A 14,789-nucleotide genomic window follows, 5' to 3' on the forward strand; every position below is an offset into this window, starting at 1 on the left:
GGCAGGGGGCCCGCTCAGGCCAGGCCGGCCATCCGCAGCACCGCCGTCGCGCCCGCCGCGCCCAGCACCACCACCACGAACGGCGCCCCGCGCCAGGCGAGGACCGCGCCGGTCAGGACGCCGAGCGGGCGGGCCCAGCCCGCGAAGCCGCCGCCCTCGGTCAGGGCGCCCGTGGCCAGCAGGGCGGCCAGCAGCACCACCGCACCGGCGGCCAGCAACTCCCGTAGCCGCCCCGGCAGCTCGACCCGGCCGTGCAGCACCGGACCGACCAGCCGGAAGGCGTACGTGCCCACCGCCAGCGCGAGCATCATCGCGACCGTCGCACTCATGCCGTCACCTCGTCCTTCCGGGCCGGCTCCGCCCGCCGCCCGCGCCCGTACAGCACCAGCCCCGCCAGGGCCAGCAGCACCGGCAGCCCGGCCGGGACCAGCGGCGTCACCGCCAGCGCGAGCCCGGCGCCGAGCAGCGCGGAACGCCGTACGGCCGGGTCCTTGCGCAGGGTCGGCAGGACGAGGGCGACGAGGACGGCGGGGAAGGCGGCGTCCAGGCCGTAGCGGGCGGTGTCGCCGAGCGCGCCGCCCGCCAGCGCCCCGGCCAGCACCCCGATGTTCCATACGGCGAACAGCCCGAGGCCCGAGATCCAGAACGCGGCCCGGCGGCGCCCGGGGTCCTCCTGGGCGAGGGCGAAGGCCACCGTCTCGTCGGTCACCAGATGCGCGCCGAGCAGCCGGGCCACCCGGCCGCGCCCGAGGACATCGGCGACGGCGAGGCCGTAGGCGACGGTGCGGGCGTTGAGCAGCAGCCCGGTCGCGGCGGCGGCCACCGGACCGCCGCCCGCCAGCAGCACCCCGACGGCGCTGAACTGGGCCGAGCCCGCGTACACCACCAGCGACATCACCACCGGCACCCACACCGGCAGCCCGCCCGCCACGGAGATCGCCCCGAAGGACACCCCGACGACCCCGCTCGCCAGCCAGACCAGGGAGGCGTCACGGACGAGCCGGGTGTCCCAGCGGGACCCCGGGGACTTCCACGGTGGTGTTCGGAACGGCGAACGCATGTTCTCTACAATGAACAGAAGACCCGCGTTCGTCAAGGCGAACGATCGGACCGCCCCAGCGAACGGAGTCCCCGATGGACGGCACGCCCCCGGACGGCACGCCCCCGGACGGCACGCCCCCGGAAAGCACGCCCCCAGGCGCGCCCCCGGACAGCACACCCCAGGACGGCACGCCCCCGGACAGCACACCCCAGGACGGCACGCCCCAGGACAGCGCACCCCCGCCCCGCCTCCCCCTGGACTGGATCGCCGCCGCGCTCCGCCGTGAGCGCGTCCGCGTCGGACTGTCCCTCTCGGAGCTGGCCAAACGGGCCGGCATCGCCAAGTCCACGCTGTCCCAACTGGAGGCGGCGAGCGGCAATCCGAGCATGGAGACGATCTGGGCCCTGGCGGTGGCGCTCGGCGTCCCCTTCAGCGCGCTGGTGGAGCCGCCCGCCCCGATGGTCCGGGTGATCCGCGCCGGGCAGGGCCCCGCGGCCCGTTCCGATCAGGCCGGCTACACGGCCGCGCTGCTCTCGGCGAGCCCGCCCGGGGTGCGGCGCGACCTCTATGACGTCGGGCTGGAGCCCGGGGCCGCCCATGAATCGGAACCGCATATTCCGGGAACGGTGGAACATCTCGTCGTGGCGGCCGGACGGGTGAAAGCCGGACCGCGCGGCGCGGAGGAAGAACTCGGCGCGGGGGACTACATGACGTATCGCGGCGATGTCGCCCATTCGTACCGGGCGCTGGTGCCGGGCACGAAGTATGTGCTGATCATGCAGCACGTTTGAGAGGGGTTCGGGGCGGCGGCGGACGGAATTCGCGGAGAATTCATCCCCGCCCGGCGCTCGACCGGCCCGGCCCGTACGGGACCCGTGTTCGACCGATGTCCGGCCCTTGGGGCGAAAAGGGCAGGAGCCCCGTCGCCTTACGGCGTGGGGCTCCTTGGGTGTTGCGCTAGATCCTGGATCCGAGCAGATCAGACAGGGGTGACGTTCTCCGCCTGCGGGCCCTTCGGACCCTGGGTGACGTCGAAGGACACCTGCTGGTTCTCCTCAAGGGAGCGGAAACCGCTCGCGTTGATCGCGGAGTAGTGGACGAAGACGTCGGGGCCGCCGCCCTCCTGGGCGATGAAACCAAAGCCCTTTTCGGCGTTGAACCACTTCACGGTTCCGGTAGCCATAAGCCCTCCTTGGGCCCAAAGGGTTGCCCTGCTCCAGAACCAGCAAGTGTGAAGATGTGTTTCTGCACAACTGCCAATGTCCAAGAACGACGAGAGCCCGCGGTCACATGCTCCGCAGGCTCTGTACTGCAAGGGAAACCAAACTGCAACTTGCGGCGAGCCTAGCACGCACGCAGGGGAATGCAATAGAGGTCAAGATCACGTCACCCGGGTGTTTGAACGGGCGGGGTCGGGAAGGGTGACACCGGCGGCCGTTCGGCAGCGAGCGGGCGGGGGCGGGCCCCGTACCGTCCCTCACAGGGTCTAGTCTCGCGATGTGGACAATTCTCGCACCCGGCCCCGCGTCGGTCACATCCAGTTCCTGAACTGCCTGCCCCTGTACTGGGGGCTCGCGAGAACCGGCACCCTCCTCGACCTGGAGCTGACCAAGGACTCGCCGGAGAAGCTCAGCGAGCAACTGGTCCGCGGAGACCTCGACATCGGCCCCATCACCCTCGTCGAGTTCCTCAAGAACGCCGACGACCTCGTCGCCTTCCCCGACATCGCGGTCGGCTGCGACGGCCCGGTGATGTCCTGCGTGATCGTCTCGCAGGTCCCGCTGGACCGGCTCGACGGCGCCCGGGTCGCCCTCGGCTCCACCTCCCGCACCTCGGTCCGGCTGGCCCAGCTCCTGCTGGCGGAACGGTTCGGCGTCCAGCCGGACTACTACACCTGCCCGCCCGACCTCAGCCTGATGATGCAGGAGGCGGACGCCGCCGTCCTCATCGGTGACACCGCCCTGCGCGCCAACCTCCACGACGGCCCGCGCTACGGACTCGCCGTGCACGACCTGGGCACCCTGTGGAAGGAGTGGACCGGGCTGCCGTTCGTCTTCGCGGTCTGGGCCGCCCGCCGCGACTACCTGGAGCGCGAGCCGGTCATCACCCGCAAGGTCCACGACGCGTTCCTCAGCTCCCTCAGCCTCTCCCGCGAGGAGGTAGGCAAGGTCGCCGAACAGGCCGCCCGCTGGGAGTCGTTCGACGAGCAGCTCCTGGAGCGCTACTTCACCACCCTCGACTACCACTTCGGCGCCCCCCAGCTGGAGGCCGTCACCGAGTTCGCCCGCCGCGTCGGCCCCACCACCGGCTTCCCGGCGGACGTGAAGGTGGAACTCCTCCGCCCCTGACGGGCCCCGGCTCCGCGTGCCCCCGACTCCCCCTGGCCGGGGAGTCCCCCTGGCCGGGCGGCTGCCGGGCGGTCGCCGCGGCCGTGCCACGGGTACGCCTTATACGCTGCCGAACACAGGCGTACGAGGCAGGACACGGGCCAGACAGGGGGAAGAGGCCGCCATGCAGCCGCTCGGAGCCGACGAACCGACCACCCTCGGGCCCTACCGGCTGCTCGGCCGGCTGGGGGCCGGGGGGATGGGCCGGGTCTATCTCGGCCGCAGCACGGGCGGCCGTACCGTCGCCGTGAAGATCGTCCACCCGCACTTCGCGCTGGACGAGGAGTTCCGCGCCCGCTTCCGCCGGGAGGTGGAGGCCGCCCGGCGGGTCGGCGCCGCCTGGACCGCGCCCGTCCTGGACGCCGACCCCGAGGCGCCGGTGCCCTGGGTGGCCACGGCGTACGCGGCCGGCCCCTCGCTCACCGCCGCGGTCGCCGACGGCGGCCCGCTGCCCGCGCACTCCGTCCGCGCCCTCGGCGCCGGACTCGCCGAGGCGCTGACCGCCGTCCACGAACTGGGCCTCGTCCACCGGGACGTCAAACCCTCCAACGTCCTGCTGACTCTCGACGGCCCGCTCCTCATCGACTTCGGCATCGCCCGCGCCACCGACGGCACCGCGTCCCTCACCTCCACCGGGGTCTCCGTCGGCTCGCCCGGCTACATGGCCCCCGAGCAGATCCTCGGCCGGGGCGTCACCGGCGCCGCCGACGTCTTCTCGCTGGGCGCGGTGCTGGCGTACGCGGCGACCGGCGAGCCGCCGTTCCCGGGGGACTCCTCGGCCGCGCTGCTCTACAAGGTCGTGCACGAGGAGCCGCGGCTGACCGGCCTCGACGGTGAGCTGCGCGAGCTGGTCGCCGACTGCCTGGCCAAGGAACCCTCCGCGCGGCCCACCCCGGCCGCCGTCGCCGCCCGGCTGGCCCCCGACGGCGCGGCCCGCCTCGTCGCGGGCGGCTGGCTGCCGGGGCCGCTGGTGGAACGGGTCAGCCGCAGCGCCGTGGCGCTGCTGAACCTGGAGACCACGCAGGACGCGCTGCCGTCCGGGCCGGTGGGGTTCAGCAGCCCGGCGGTCCCGGGCGAGGGCTTCGGACCGGCCCCGGTGATGCCCCCGGCGGCGCCCCTGCCGACACAGGCGGCGGGCACGGGGGGTACGGCGGGCGTGGCGGGCGTGGCGGGTACGGCAGGCAAAGCGGGCACGGCCCCGGCAGGACAGGCCACCCCGCACGACCCCCCACACCCCACCCCACTCCCCACCCCGCACGACGACCCCCACCGGCTGCCCACCGCCACCCCGCACGACGACCCCCACCGGCTGCCCACCGCCACCCCGCACGACGACCCCCACCGCCTGCCCACCGCCACCCCGCACGACGACCCCCACCGCCTGACCACCGCCACCTCGCACCCGCGGCCCCCCGGCCGTCTCAGCGTCTCCGTGGCCGCCGGTTCGACCGCCGGGGAGGGCGGGCGCGGGCGTCGGCTGAGCTGCACCGTCGCCCTCGCGGTGGCCGGGGCGCTGGCGGCGGTGACGGTCGGGTCGGTGTTCGTCCTCGACCTGCTGCCGCGGGACGGGTCGTCGGCCTCCGGCCGCCCGGAGTCCGGACGGTCCCCGTCGGCGGGCGACGGCGAAAGCCGGGCCGCGGTGCCCGAGCGGTTCCTCGGCACCTGGGAGGGGCAGGGATCGGCGGGCCCGCTGCCCATGGGCACCTTCCGGGTCACCGTGCGGCAGACCGCGACCGGGGGGACGCTCGGCGAGGTCCGGCACACCGACATCCTCGGCAGCCTGGTCTGCGTGGACGAACTCACCCTGGAGCAGGCCACGGACAGCCTGCTCGTCACCCGGGCCGAGGGCGCCGGGGACAACCCCGGCAACTGCGTCCGGACACCGCACACCGTCCGGCTCACCCCGGTCGGCGACGACCTCGACTACCAGTCCGACAGCGTGGGCTCCGGAAAGCCGAACGCCCGGCTGTCGAAGGTCGACTGACCATGGAGCCGGCCGCCACGGCAACCCTGGTGACGACGGCCGCGGCGGCGCTCTGGGGCGCGCTCACCGGACTGCTCCTGCCCGGTGCCGCCCACCGCCTCGCCGTCCCCCCGGACGAACCCCGGCGCGCGGGCTGCCCCCGGGGCCACCCGCTGCGGATCCGGCCCGGACGCCCGGCCTGCGGCCCCTGCGCCCAGTCCTACGGCCCCCGCGGCACCCCCCTCGTCCTCGCCGCCGTCACCGCGCTGCTGTGCGCGGGCGCGGGCGCGGTGACCGGGCCGCGCCCCGAACTGGCCGTCTGGCTGGCCGCCGTACCGGTCGGGGTGCTGCTCGCCGTGGTCGACCTCCGGGTGCGCAGGCTGCCGGACGTCCTCACCCTGCCCCTCGCGGCGGCCGTCCCGGCGCTGCTGGGCCTCGCCGCGCTGCTCCCGGCCCACGCGGGCCACTGGCCGACCGCCCTGCTGGGCGCCCTGGTGCTGGGCGCCGGCTATCTGGTCCTGCATCTGATCAATCCGTCAGGACTGGGCTTCGGCGATGTGAAACTGGCGCTCGGCGCGGGCGCGGCCCTCGGCTGGTACGGCTGGCAGGCGCTGCTTCTCGGCACCTTCGCCGCCTTCGCCTCCGGCGCGCTCTACGGCGGTGTCCTCGTCGCCGTCCGCCGGGCGGGCCGCGGGACGGCGATCCCCTTCGGCCCGTTCCTGCTCGCGGGGGCGTACGCGGGGGTACTGGCGGGGGCGGCCGGCTGAGGCGAGAGTCCCGCACGGGACGGGGTGCGCGGGGCTGGACGGCGGGTGCGCGGGGCTGGGCCGAGGCGGGCCGAGACGCGAAAACGGCTGACGTAGGCTGGTTCAGTCCGTCCAGCCCCGGGACAAAGTCCCCACCCTTGACGAAAGGGACGCTTCGGTGACCGAGCAGGCCGACCTCACGTCGTTTGATGTCACAGCCGTTCTCGACCGTGCCGCCGAAGGTGGACGGATCACGCCCGAGGAGGCGCTCCACCTCTACCGGGACGCCCCGCTGCACGCGCTGGGCGCCGCCGCCGACGCCGTACGCCGCCGCCGGTACGCCGGGGTCGAGCACATCGCGACGTACATCATCGAGCGGAACATCAACTACACCAACGTCTGCGTCACGGCCTGCAAGTTCTGCGCCTTCTACGCCCCGCCGAAGGCGAAGGACAAGGGCTGGACCCGCGATCTGGACGACATCCTGCGCCGCTGCGCGGAGACCGTCGAGCTGGGCGGCACGCAGATCATGTTCCAGGGCGGCCACCACCCGGACTACGGCGTGGAGTACTACGAGGAGCACTTCGCGGCGATCAAGAAGGACTACCCGCAGCTCGTCATCCACAGCCTGGGGGCGAGCGAGGTCGAGCACATGGCCCGGATCAGCAAGGTGTCGGTGGAGGAAGCCGTCCAGCGCATCCACGCCGCCGGGCTCGACTCCTTCGCGGGCGCGGGCGCCGAACTGCTGCCGGAGCGGCCCCGCAAGGCCATCGCCCCGCTCAAGGAGAGCGGCGAGCGCTGGCTGGAGATCATGGAGACCGCCCACGGACTGGGCGTGGAGTCCACCTCCACGATGCTGATGGGCACCGGCGAGACCAACGCCGAGCGGATCGAGCATCTGCGGATGATCCGTGACGTACAGGACCGCACGGGCGGCTTCCGGGCCTTCATCCCGTACCTGTACCAGCCGCAGAACAACCATCTGAAGGGCCGCACACAGGCCACCATCTTCGAGTACCTGCGGATGATCGCCGTCGCCCGGCTCTTCTTCGACAACATCGCCCACATCCAGGGCTCCTGGCTGACCACCGGCAAGGACGCGGGCCAGCTCACCCTGCACTACGGCGCCGACGACCTGGGCTCGATCATGCTGGAGGAGAACGTCGTCTCGGCGGCCGGTGCCAAGCACCGCTCCAACCTGCTGGAGATGATCGAGATGATCCGGGGCGCCGACCGGGTCCCGGCCCAGCGCTCCACGACGTACCAGCACCTCGTCGTGCACGACGACCCGGCGAACGACCCGGTGGACGCGCGGGTGATGTCCCACATCTCGTCCACGGCGATCGAGGGGGGCACGGCCCACCCCGAGCTGAAGCTCCTCGCCTCCAACTGACCCCGGCCGCCACCGTGCTGACGATCCACGCCGACTCCCGGGGTCGTGCCCTCACGGTGCGGGGGGAGTGGATCACGGCCGTGGGCTCCCTCGCCGAGCTGACGGCCGGGGAGCCGCGCGCCCGGGTCCGCGAGTGGCCCGGCATCCTCACTCCGGGCCTGCTGAATCTGTACGGCCCCGAACTGCTCGACGGGACCTACCACCCCGACCCGCGCGAGGCCGACGCCCTGGGCACCGCGCCGGTCACCGGCGACGCCCTCGCCGCGCTCCCCATGGACGACGCCCGCTGGGGCGCCAGCGCCCGCCGGGGCATCCAGCGCCTGCTGGCCCACGGCACGGTGGCGGTGGCCGGCGCCCCGGTCCGCCCTGCGGTGATCACCGCCGTACTGCGCTCGGGACTGGGCGTCGTGGGGCGGCTGGGCGAGCCCGGGGGAGTCCCGTCGCTGGATCCCTTCGCGGGCCCGTTCCCGGCCGAGTTCGCCCCGGACCGGGAGCCGGGCTCGGCGGCCCGCTTCGCCGTCTTCGACGTACGGGACGAGTCGGAACTGGCGGAGCGGGGCGCGGGGACGTGTGTGGCGACGGTGGTGGCGGGCCGCCTGGTCCACCGGCGCCGCTAGGGCCTGTCGTTCGGATCAGCCTGGCTGTGAGAAACGGTGCTGCTCGGCCGACCCGTGCCTGACCCCGCGACGCCGGGATGATCCGGACGACAGACCCTAGCGCGGACTGCCCCCGAGGGCCTCCCCGAACGCCCCGTCCTCCTGGTCGACCCCGCTGCACTCCTCGCTCTGCCCCTCCTGGCAGGCCCGGTCCCGGTGGGTCGCCCACATCGAGACCCACCCGACGCCCTTGCTCTCGGCGAACTCCCGCACCTGTGCGGCGTCCTGCGGAGTGAAGGTCTCCCCCTGCACGTCGTTCACGCCGATCATCGCGGTCAGCGCCAGCCCTTCCCACGCCTGGACCTCGGTGCGCCCGAAGACCTCCATGAGCTGTCCGTGCGCGGCCCCGGCGGCGGTGACGGCGTAGGCGCCCATGTCGCCGTCGAACTCCTCGCCGTAGTTCATGGTCATCAGATTGACGGTGGCCACCTCCACACCGCGCTCCTCGGCGGAGGCCAGCAGATCGAGGCTCTCCTCGTCCAGCCCGGCCGGCATCACGGGCAGGGTGTACGACACCTCCAGGTCGCCGCGCTCCTTCTGGAGCAGGGCGATCGCCTCGTTGCGCAGGTCGACCGAGCCGGCGTCGCCGAGCGCCCCGCCCTCGATGTCGAAGTCGGCCTTCTTCGCGTCGGCGGCGTCCAGCGCGGCCCCGTAGGCGCGGGCCAGTTCCTCGGCGCTGTCGCACACGGTGGCCAGTTCCGCGCCGTCCGCGCCGCCGAAGGAGACCCGCAGGTCGGCGCCGGAGCCGGTGAGCAGGGCCAGCCGGGTGGGGATCGCCGCGTCGTCCACGGCGACCGCGCCGTCCCACATCGGCGTACACCCCTCGCCGTCGGAGAGGACGAAGGCGAGGTTGTACGTGTCCGGGGCGCCGGCCGTGTCGGTCAGGGCCGGGGTGGTGGCGCTGACGTAGGGCGCGTAGCCGGTGTCGGCGGGCGCGGCGGCGGGGGACGGCTTCCTGGCGGGCGCGGGGTCGGAGGAACTGTCCCCGTCGCCGCCGGAACAGCCCGTCAGAGCCAGCAGGAAGCCCAGCCCGGCCGTCGGCCTCAGCAGACCCCTCATCGCACACGCACCCGCTTTCCCGACAGTTGTGCCGACTGCACCGGATCTTCCCGGATGGGGGACAAGGTACGTCGGCGGAGCCGATGAGGGAGGCGAACGCCGATTTGCAAGAATGGCCGGGTGACCCGCGCCTCCCTGAACAAGCAGCCGCACGAAGTCGCCTCGATGTTCGACGACGTGGCGGAACGGTACGACCTGACGAACGATGTGCTCTCGCTCGGTCAGGACCGGGTGTGGCGCAAGGAGGTGGCGAGGGCGGTCGACGCCCGGCCCGCGCAGAAGGTGCTGGACCTGGCGGCCGGTACGGCGACCTCGTCCCTGCCGTTCACGCGCGCGGGCGCCTACGTCGTGCCCTGCGACTTCTCCCTGGGCATGCTCCAGGTCGGCAAGGAGCGGCACTCGTGGATGCCGTTCACGGCGGGGGACGCGACCCGGCTGCCGTTCAAGGACGATGTCTTCGACGCGGTGACGATCTCTTTCGGGCTGCGCAATGTGCAGGACACGGACGCCGCGCTGCGCGAGATGTTCCGGGTGACCCGGCCCGGCGGGCGGGTGGTGATCTCCGAGTTCTCGCAGCCGACGTGGGCGCCGTTCCGGACCGTCTACACCGAGTACCTGATGCGGGCCCTGCCGCCGCTGGCCCGCACGGTGTGCTCCAATCCGGACGCCTACGTCTATCTCGCCGAGTCGATCCGGGCCTGGCCCGACCAGCCCGCGCTGGCCGAGCGGCTGCGGGCGGCGGGCTGGTCGAAGGTGGCCTGGCGCAATCTGACGGGCGGGGTGGTGGCCCTGCACCGGGGGTTCAAGCCGACGGAGTGAGCCACTCCACCGCGGCGCCGGGCGCGCGCCCCGGTGTCCGACACTCGCCCCGGTGTCTGCCCGGCCTTCGCCCGGGCGTCGGCCCCGCTCCCGGCGTTGGGCCCGTTTCCGGTGTCGTCGGGCCCCGCTTCCGGCATCGGGCCTCGCTCTCGGCGTCGTGGCCCCGCTCCCGGCGTCGGGCGCGTCCACCGCTCAGTGTGTCGGCTCGAACGCGTCCCCCGGGGCGTCCAGCTCCCGTTCCATGCCGCCGCCCGGCGGTGCCGGCACCCGGGGCTCCCGCACCCCCGCGCCGCCTCCGCCCTCGCCCTCCCCGAGGTCGAACCAGACGGTGACCACGGCGCCGCGCGGCACCTCGGCACCGGGCGGCGGATACTGCCGTACGACGTAGTCCACGATGGTGCGGTGGAAGTCGGGCCGGTCGGGCGTGGCGAGCTGTACACCCCGCCCTGCGGCCGTCTCGCGGGCGTCCACGGCCATCAGACCGACGAACTTCGGGACACGGACTTCGGATGTCCTGGGTGTTATGCGCACAGATGTCACCCCCAGCGGTACTGGCAGGGTAACCGCACGGGGGTGCTGTCCGGAAGCGTCAAGTGTCGTTCCGTAGCCGACGATCACTGTCGGTCATCGCGACGGCTCAGCGGAGGTCGAGCCGGTAGCAGTGGCCTTCCTGGTGGGTCGTCGGGGTCGTGAAGGTCTCCGCGAGGCGCATGCCGAGCCGCTGGGTCACGGCGATCGAGCGGGTGTTGCGCGCGTTGACCATGGCGACCACGCCCGGGGTGCCGGTGGCCCGCACCCGCTCCAGGGTCGTCCGGGCGGCGGCGGTGACATACCCCTTGCCCCAGTGCTCGCGGCCGAGCCGCCAGCCGATCTCTATCTCGCCGCTGGGGCCCCAGTCGGCGGGCCAGGGCTGGGCGCCGGTGAAACCGAGGACCCGGTCCTGCTCGTCCAGCACGGTCCACAGGCAGAAGCCGTGCTCGGCGTCGTGGCGGCGCTGGCGGGCGGTCAGCTCCTCGTAGACGGACAGTTCGGCGGACCGGCCGCCGTGGAACTCCATCACGTCCGGGTCGTCGAAGACCCGGTGCCAGGCCAGCGCGTCCTCGTCGGTGGGGACACGCAGCCGTACCACGGGCGGAGCTTGCTTCACTGGGCATCCCTTCGGCCGGTTGATCAATTGTGCTGAATAGACTGCCCGTGTCCAGTGCCGGTCGGCACGCAGATTTCGAGCTTTGGGGAGATCCCGTCGTGACCGAGCCTCTGTCGGACAACACCGCGGATGTGATCGTCGTGGGCGCGGGGCCGGCCGGCTCCACCACCGCGTACCACCTGGCCCGTGCCGGGCTCGACGTACTGCTGCTGGAGAAGACCGCGTTCCCGCGCGAGAAGGTGTGCGGTGACGGCCTCACCCCGCGCGCCGTGAAACAGCTCGTCGCCATGGGCGTCGACATCTCCGAGGAGGCGGGCTGGCTGCGCAACAAGGGGCTGCGCATCATCGGCGGCGGCTCCCGCCTCCAACTGGACTGGCCGGACCTGGCGTCGTACCCGAACTTCGGGCTCGTCCGCAAACGGGACGACTTCGACGAGCAGCTCGCCCGGCAGGCCCAGAAGGCGGGCGCGCGGCTGTACGAGCGCTGCAACGTGGGCGAGCCGATCGTGGACGACCGCACGGGCCGGATCACCGGGGTGCGGGCCAAGCTGGGCGAGGCCGGCGACAAACGCGAGGTCGCCTTCCACGCGCCGCTGGTCGTCGCCGCCGACGGCAACTCCACCCGGCTCTCCCTGGCGATGGGCCTGCACCGCCGGGAGGACCGCCCGATGGGCGTGGCGGTACGGACGTACTTCACCTCGCCCCGCCACGACGACGACTACCTGGAGTCCTGGCTGGAGCTGTGGGACCGCCGGGGCGCCGAGGACCGGCTGCTGCCCGGGTACGGCTGGATCTTCGGCATGGGCGACGGCACGTCCAACGTGGGCCTCGGCGTCCTGAACACCTCCTCCTCCTTCAAGGAGCTGGACTGGCGCGAGATCCTCAAGGCGTGGTGCGCGTCAATGCCGCAGGAGTGGGGCTACACCCCGGAGAACATGACCGGCCCGATCCGCGGCGCGGCCCTGCCGATGGCCTTCAACCGCCAGCCGCACTACACCCGGGGCCTGCTGCTGGTCGGCGACGCCGGCGGCCTGGTGAACCCCTTCAACGGCGAGGGCATCGCCTACGCCATGGAGTCCGGCCAGATCGCCGCCGACATCGTCGTACAGGCATTCGCCCGGGCGACCCCGGCCCAGCGCGAGATCGCCCTCCAGCGCTACCCGCGCGTCCTGAAGGACACCTACGGCGGCTATTACACCCTCGGCCGCGCCTTCGTGAAGCTCATCGGCAACCCGAAGGTCATGAAGCTCGCCGCGGAACGCGGTCTCACCCACCCGGTGCTGATGAGGTTCACCCTCAAGCTCCTCGCCAACCTCACCGACCCGACGGGCGGCGACGCGATGGACCGCGTCATCAACGGCTTGAGCAAGGTAGCTCCGCGTTCGTGATCATTCAAGCCGGATGGCTTGGGTCAGTTGTGGCCTACTGTGCGACTCCGTTCGCGCCGTAGGCCATGACCGGTTAGCCGATTCGAGATGTGGGTAAGCCAAGCTGCGACTGCGCAGTACGGGGTCGCGTCCGAGCCCTAGCATGATCATGAACCCAGGTGCCTGAAGCCGTAACTTCCCAGCACTACGAAGCCGGATCGGCGGGCGAGCCGTAGGTGGCGGGACATCTTCTCTACGGGGAGCTCTGTCCATGTCCACCTGGCTTGGTGACGTTGTTGTTCTCGTAGTGCTCGCACTGATCGTCTTCGTTAGCGTTCTTGCAATGCTGCATCCGAACGAGAGGAAAGCCCCACGCGCGGTTCGAGTCCTCCGGCTGCTGATCAGGTCATTCCTCGGGCGATAAGTTCAGCGACCGCGCACGCGGGAGCAAAGCGTGAGGCGGCCCCGGCCCCCCTCTGAGGGACCGGGGCCGTCGTCTGCCCCGCCTTTCAGGTCAGATCGCTCCGGCAAGGCCCGCCGCGTCACCGATGGCCTTGAGGCCGTTCGTCCAGGGCGAGTCGACCATCAGGTCATTGAATGCGATCATGCCGAAGAACAGGAGGTAGAAGGCAATGTACGGCGACGCCTCCATGGGGTCGCCGTCGATGCCGTACGTCGGGGTGAGGAACAGCTCGATGGTGTCGTCCGACTCCCGGTAGAAGCACCCGGCCGCCGTGACGGTGGCGTGCGAGAGCTGGGTTTCCCCGATGTACGACGCGAACAGTTCGCCGCCGAGGCTCTTGGTGAGAGCGTTCATCTGCGAGTACTGATGGGCCGGGTTGCTTGGGATCACCGCGTTCCGCACAGCGTCGGCAGCCTCCGAGTCGTACTTGTACCCGCCGTCGTCCGCAGCCTGGCGCAGGCCGGCGTGCTTGAACTGGTGCGCCTTGTTCATGGAGTCCACGGCGTCTTCGCCGTCCCTGACGAGCCACTGGAGGTGAGCGACGTACTCGACCATCAGGCGCCGGTTGGGAGCCGCTTCGTGGCCAAGTCCCTTGCTGTGCAGAGTGACCACTGCGGCGGCCTGCCGGTGCAGGGCGGCCACCAACCCCCAGCCGACCTGAAAGGGTCGACAGTCCTCGGGGGCGGGAGCATGGTCGGCGGCACCGCCGACCAGCAGCTTGGTCAGAGCCTCCAGGCCAGGCACTGCCAGCCTGTTGAACTCTGCGATATCTACATCTACGGTCATACGCACATCGTCCCGCACGTGGTGTCCCGTGCGTACCACAGTTTCCGATCTGGCACAGAACCGTCCGGTGCACCCCTGAACGGCCGTTTATGGAAACGGCACACTCTCGCGATGGGCAGCCCACTCTCGGGAGGCGGCGGTGAGGGCGGCACGGTGCGGCAGTGGTCGAGTCCGTTCCCAGTCTTCCCACGCGCGGAAGACGGTGCGCGCGAACGTGGTGACTGTGGCAGGGGCGGCGGCGCTGTACGCGGGAACCTGCCGGGCGATTGCTTCGGCCTGCTCCGCAGTGTGTCCGGCGGAGATGAGCCGCGGGATGATCAACGCGGTGTCTGCCCACGCTGGGGCGGGGCAGGCTAGGGCCCAGTCAAGTAGCAGCAGCTTGCCGCCGGGGGTTACCAGCATGTTGTGCGGCGACATGTCGGTGTGAGCGAGCCCTCGACCTTGCAGCCCCGCTGGAACATTCTCGGGAAGGAAATCGGCCCACCGCGTGTGAAGCGGTTTCTTGAGCAGCGCCTCAGGCCATGGAACCTCGGACACGATGGTGAGCGTCCGCACGAGGGGGGCGAGATCGTCGGACCTCGGTGTCAAGTCCGGGTAACGTCCCTCGACGTACTCGTACCCGTACAGCAGCCACCTGCCGGCGTCGACGTCCCAGAGAACGTGGGGCGCGCGAGGCGCGTTCCGGGTGACTTGTGCCTCGTGTCGGTACACCCAAGCCTGTGGGTCGTCACGGCGGGTGCCCTTGACGAACATTCGGCCCGCTCGTGTGTCGACGGTGCAGGCGAGTCGAGACATGACGCCGTGCGGTGCGGTCGCGGCCTCCTTGACCGGGCCCGTGTGGTGTTCGACGGCGGCCCGGGTTGCAGCTGGTAGGTCGTGCCATTCGATGCGGTCCACCGCCGGTCTCCCTGCGTTGGTTGAACAAAAGGGGGCCGGCCCCCGGCCTGGCCACAGCGTGGCA

General features: G+C 72.0%; 16 protein-coding genes. 8 read left to right on the forward strand and 8 right to left on the reverse strand.

Annotated features, from left to right (window positions below; all coding sequences use genetic code 11):
- Positions 1-14: 14 nt before the first annotated feature.
- Positions 15-329, reverse strand: coding sequence for an AzlD domain-containing protein (locus ACIQNG_RS00745; RefSeq protein WP_401438387.1), 315 nt, complete (start codon positions 327-329; stop codon positions 15-17).
- Positions 326-1,060 carry an AzlC family ABC transporter permease gene (locus tag ACIQNG_RS00750; protein ID WP_401482004.1) on the reverse strand — a complete coding sequence of 245 codons (735 nt, stop codon included), beginning with the start codon at positions 1,058-1,060 and terminating at the stop codon, positions 326-328. The genes ACIQNG_RS00745 and ACIQNG_RS00750 overlap by 4 nt, the downstream gene beginning before the upstream one ends.
- A 74-nt stretch (positions 1,061-1,134) precedes the next feature.
- Between ACIQNG_RS00750 and ACIQNG_RS00755 the strand changes: the two genes are divergently transcribed.
- Positions 1,135-1,833: a helix-turn-helix domain-containing protein gene (locus ACIQNG_RS00755; protein WP_401482006.1), complete on the forward strand. Its 699-nt coding sequence runs from the start codon at positions 1,135-1,137 to the stop codon at positions 1,831-1,833.
- Between the two features lie 188 nt (positions 1,834-2,021).
- On the opposite strand, the gene ACIQNG_RS00760 is transcribed toward ACIQNG_RS00755, so the two are convergent.
- Entirely contained in the window at positions 2,022-2,225 is a 204-nt protein-coding gene (locus ACIQNG_RS00760) for a cold-shock protein (protein ID WP_003992177.1), read from the reverse strand.
- Between the two features lie 316 nt (positions 2,226-2,541).
- On the opposite strand from ACIQNG_RS00760, the gene ACIQNG_RS00765 reads away from it, so the two are divergent.
- The 5 genes from ACIQNG_RS00765 to ACIQNG_RS00785 all read left to right on the forward strand — a co-directional run bounded on the left by ACIQNG_RS00765 (position 2,542) and on the right by ACIQNG_RS00785 (position 8,148).
- On the forward strand, positions 2,542-3,390 hold the full coding sequence (locus ACIQNG_RS00765) for a menaquinone biosynthetic enzyme MqnA/MqnD family protein (protein WP_401438378.1): 849 nt from the start codon (positions 2,542-2,544) through the stop codon (positions 3,388-3,390).
- A gap of 163 nt (positions 3,391-3,553) precedes the next feature.
- Positions 3,554-5,413, forward strand: coding sequence for a serine/threonine-protein kinase (locus ACIQNG_RS00770; protein WP_401482008.1), 1,860 nt, complete (start codon positions 3,554-3,556; stop codon positions 5,411-5,413).
- Positions 5,414-5,415: 2 nt separating this feature from the next.
- Complete coding sequence (locus tag ACIQNG_RS00775) at positions 5,416-6,159, forward strand: prepilin peptidase (protein ID WP_401482010.1); 744 nt, start codon at positions 5,416-5,418, stop codon at positions 6,157-6,159.
- A 157-nt stretch (positions 6,160-6,316) separates the two neighbouring features.
- Positions 6,317-7,531 carry a cyclic dehypoxanthinyl futalosine synthase gene (mqnC, locus tag ACIQNG_RS00780; protein WP_401438369.1) on the forward strand — a complete coding sequence of 405 codons (1,215 nt, stop codon included), beginning with the start codon at positions 6,317-6,319 and terminating at the stop codon, positions 7,529-7,531.
- Between the two features lie 14 nt (positions 7,532-7,545).
- Positions 7,546-8,148 (forward strand): hypothetical protein, encoded by a 603-nt coding sequence (locus tag ACIQNG_RS00785; protein ID WP_401482012.1) that lies wholly within the window; start codon positions 7,546-7,548, stop codon positions 8,146-8,148.
- A gap of 96 nt (positions 8,149-8,244) precedes the next feature.
- On the opposite strand, the gene ACIQNG_RS00790 is transcribed toward ACIQNG_RS00785, so the two are convergent.
- Positions 8,245-9,246, reverse strand: coding sequence for a chitinase (locus tag ACIQNG_RS00790; protein WP_401482014.1), 1,002 nt, complete (start codon positions 9,244-9,246; stop codon positions 8,245-8,247).
- Between the two features lie 120 nt (positions 9,247-9,366).
- On the opposite strand from ACIQNG_RS00790, the gene ACIQNG_RS00795 reads away from it, so the two are divergent.
- A complete protein-coding gene (locus ACIQNG_RS00795) occupies positions 9,367-10,065 on the forward strand; it encodes a demethylmenaquinone methyltransferase (protein ID WP_401438357.1) in 699 nt (232 codons plus the stop codon).
- Positions 10,066-10,257: 192 nt separating this feature from the next.
- Here ACIQNG_RS00795 and ACIQNG_RS00800 read toward each other — a convergent pair whose 3' ends face one another.
- Both ACIQNG_RS00800 and ACIQNG_RS00805 read right to left on the reverse strand, forming a co-directional pair.
- Positions 10,258-10,596, reverse strand: a complete 339-nt coding sequence (locus ACIQNG_RS00800; protein WP_401482017.1) for a PASTA domain-containing protein — start codon at positions 10,594-10,596, stop codon at positions 10,258-10,260.
- Between the two features lie 106 nt (positions 10,597-10,702).
- On the reverse strand, positions 10,703-11,212 hold the full coding sequence (locus ACIQNG_RS00805; protein WP_401438351.1) for a GNAT family N-acetyltransferase: 510 nt from the start codon (positions 11,210-11,212) through the stop codon (positions 10,703-10,705).
- 98 nt (positions 11,213-11,310) lie between these two features.
- Between ACIQNG_RS00805 and ACIQNG_RS00810 the strand changes: the two genes are divergently transcribed.
- Complete coding sequence (locus tag ACIQNG_RS00810) at positions 11,311-12,600, forward strand: geranylgeranyl reductase family protein (RefSeq protein WP_401482019.1); 1,290 nt, start codon at positions 11,311-11,313, stop codon at positions 12,598-12,600.
- Between the two features lie 493 nt (positions 12,601-13,093).
- Here the strand turns inward: ACIQNG_RS00810 and ACIQNG_RS00815 are convergent, their stop codons facing one another.
- Positions 13,094-13,828, reverse strand: a complete 735-nt coding sequence (locus tag ACIQNG_RS00815) for a hypothetical protein (protein ID WP_401482021.1) — start codon at positions 13,826-13,828, stop codon at positions 13,094-13,096.
- Between the two features lie 87 nt (positions 13,829-13,915).
- Entirely contained in the window at positions 13,916-14,725 is an 810-nt protein-coding gene (locus ACIQNG_RS00820) for a phosphotransferase family protein (RefSeq protein ID WP_401482023.1), read from the reverse strand.
- Positions 14,726-14,789: the final 64 nt, after the last annotated feature.

Origin of the sequence: Streptomyces sp. NPDC091377, from assembly GCF_044757045.1 — a bacterium.
In the GTDB taxonomy this organism is placed as follows: domain Bacteria; phylum Actinomycetota; class Actinomycetes; order Streptomycetales; family Streptomycetaceae; genus Streptomyces.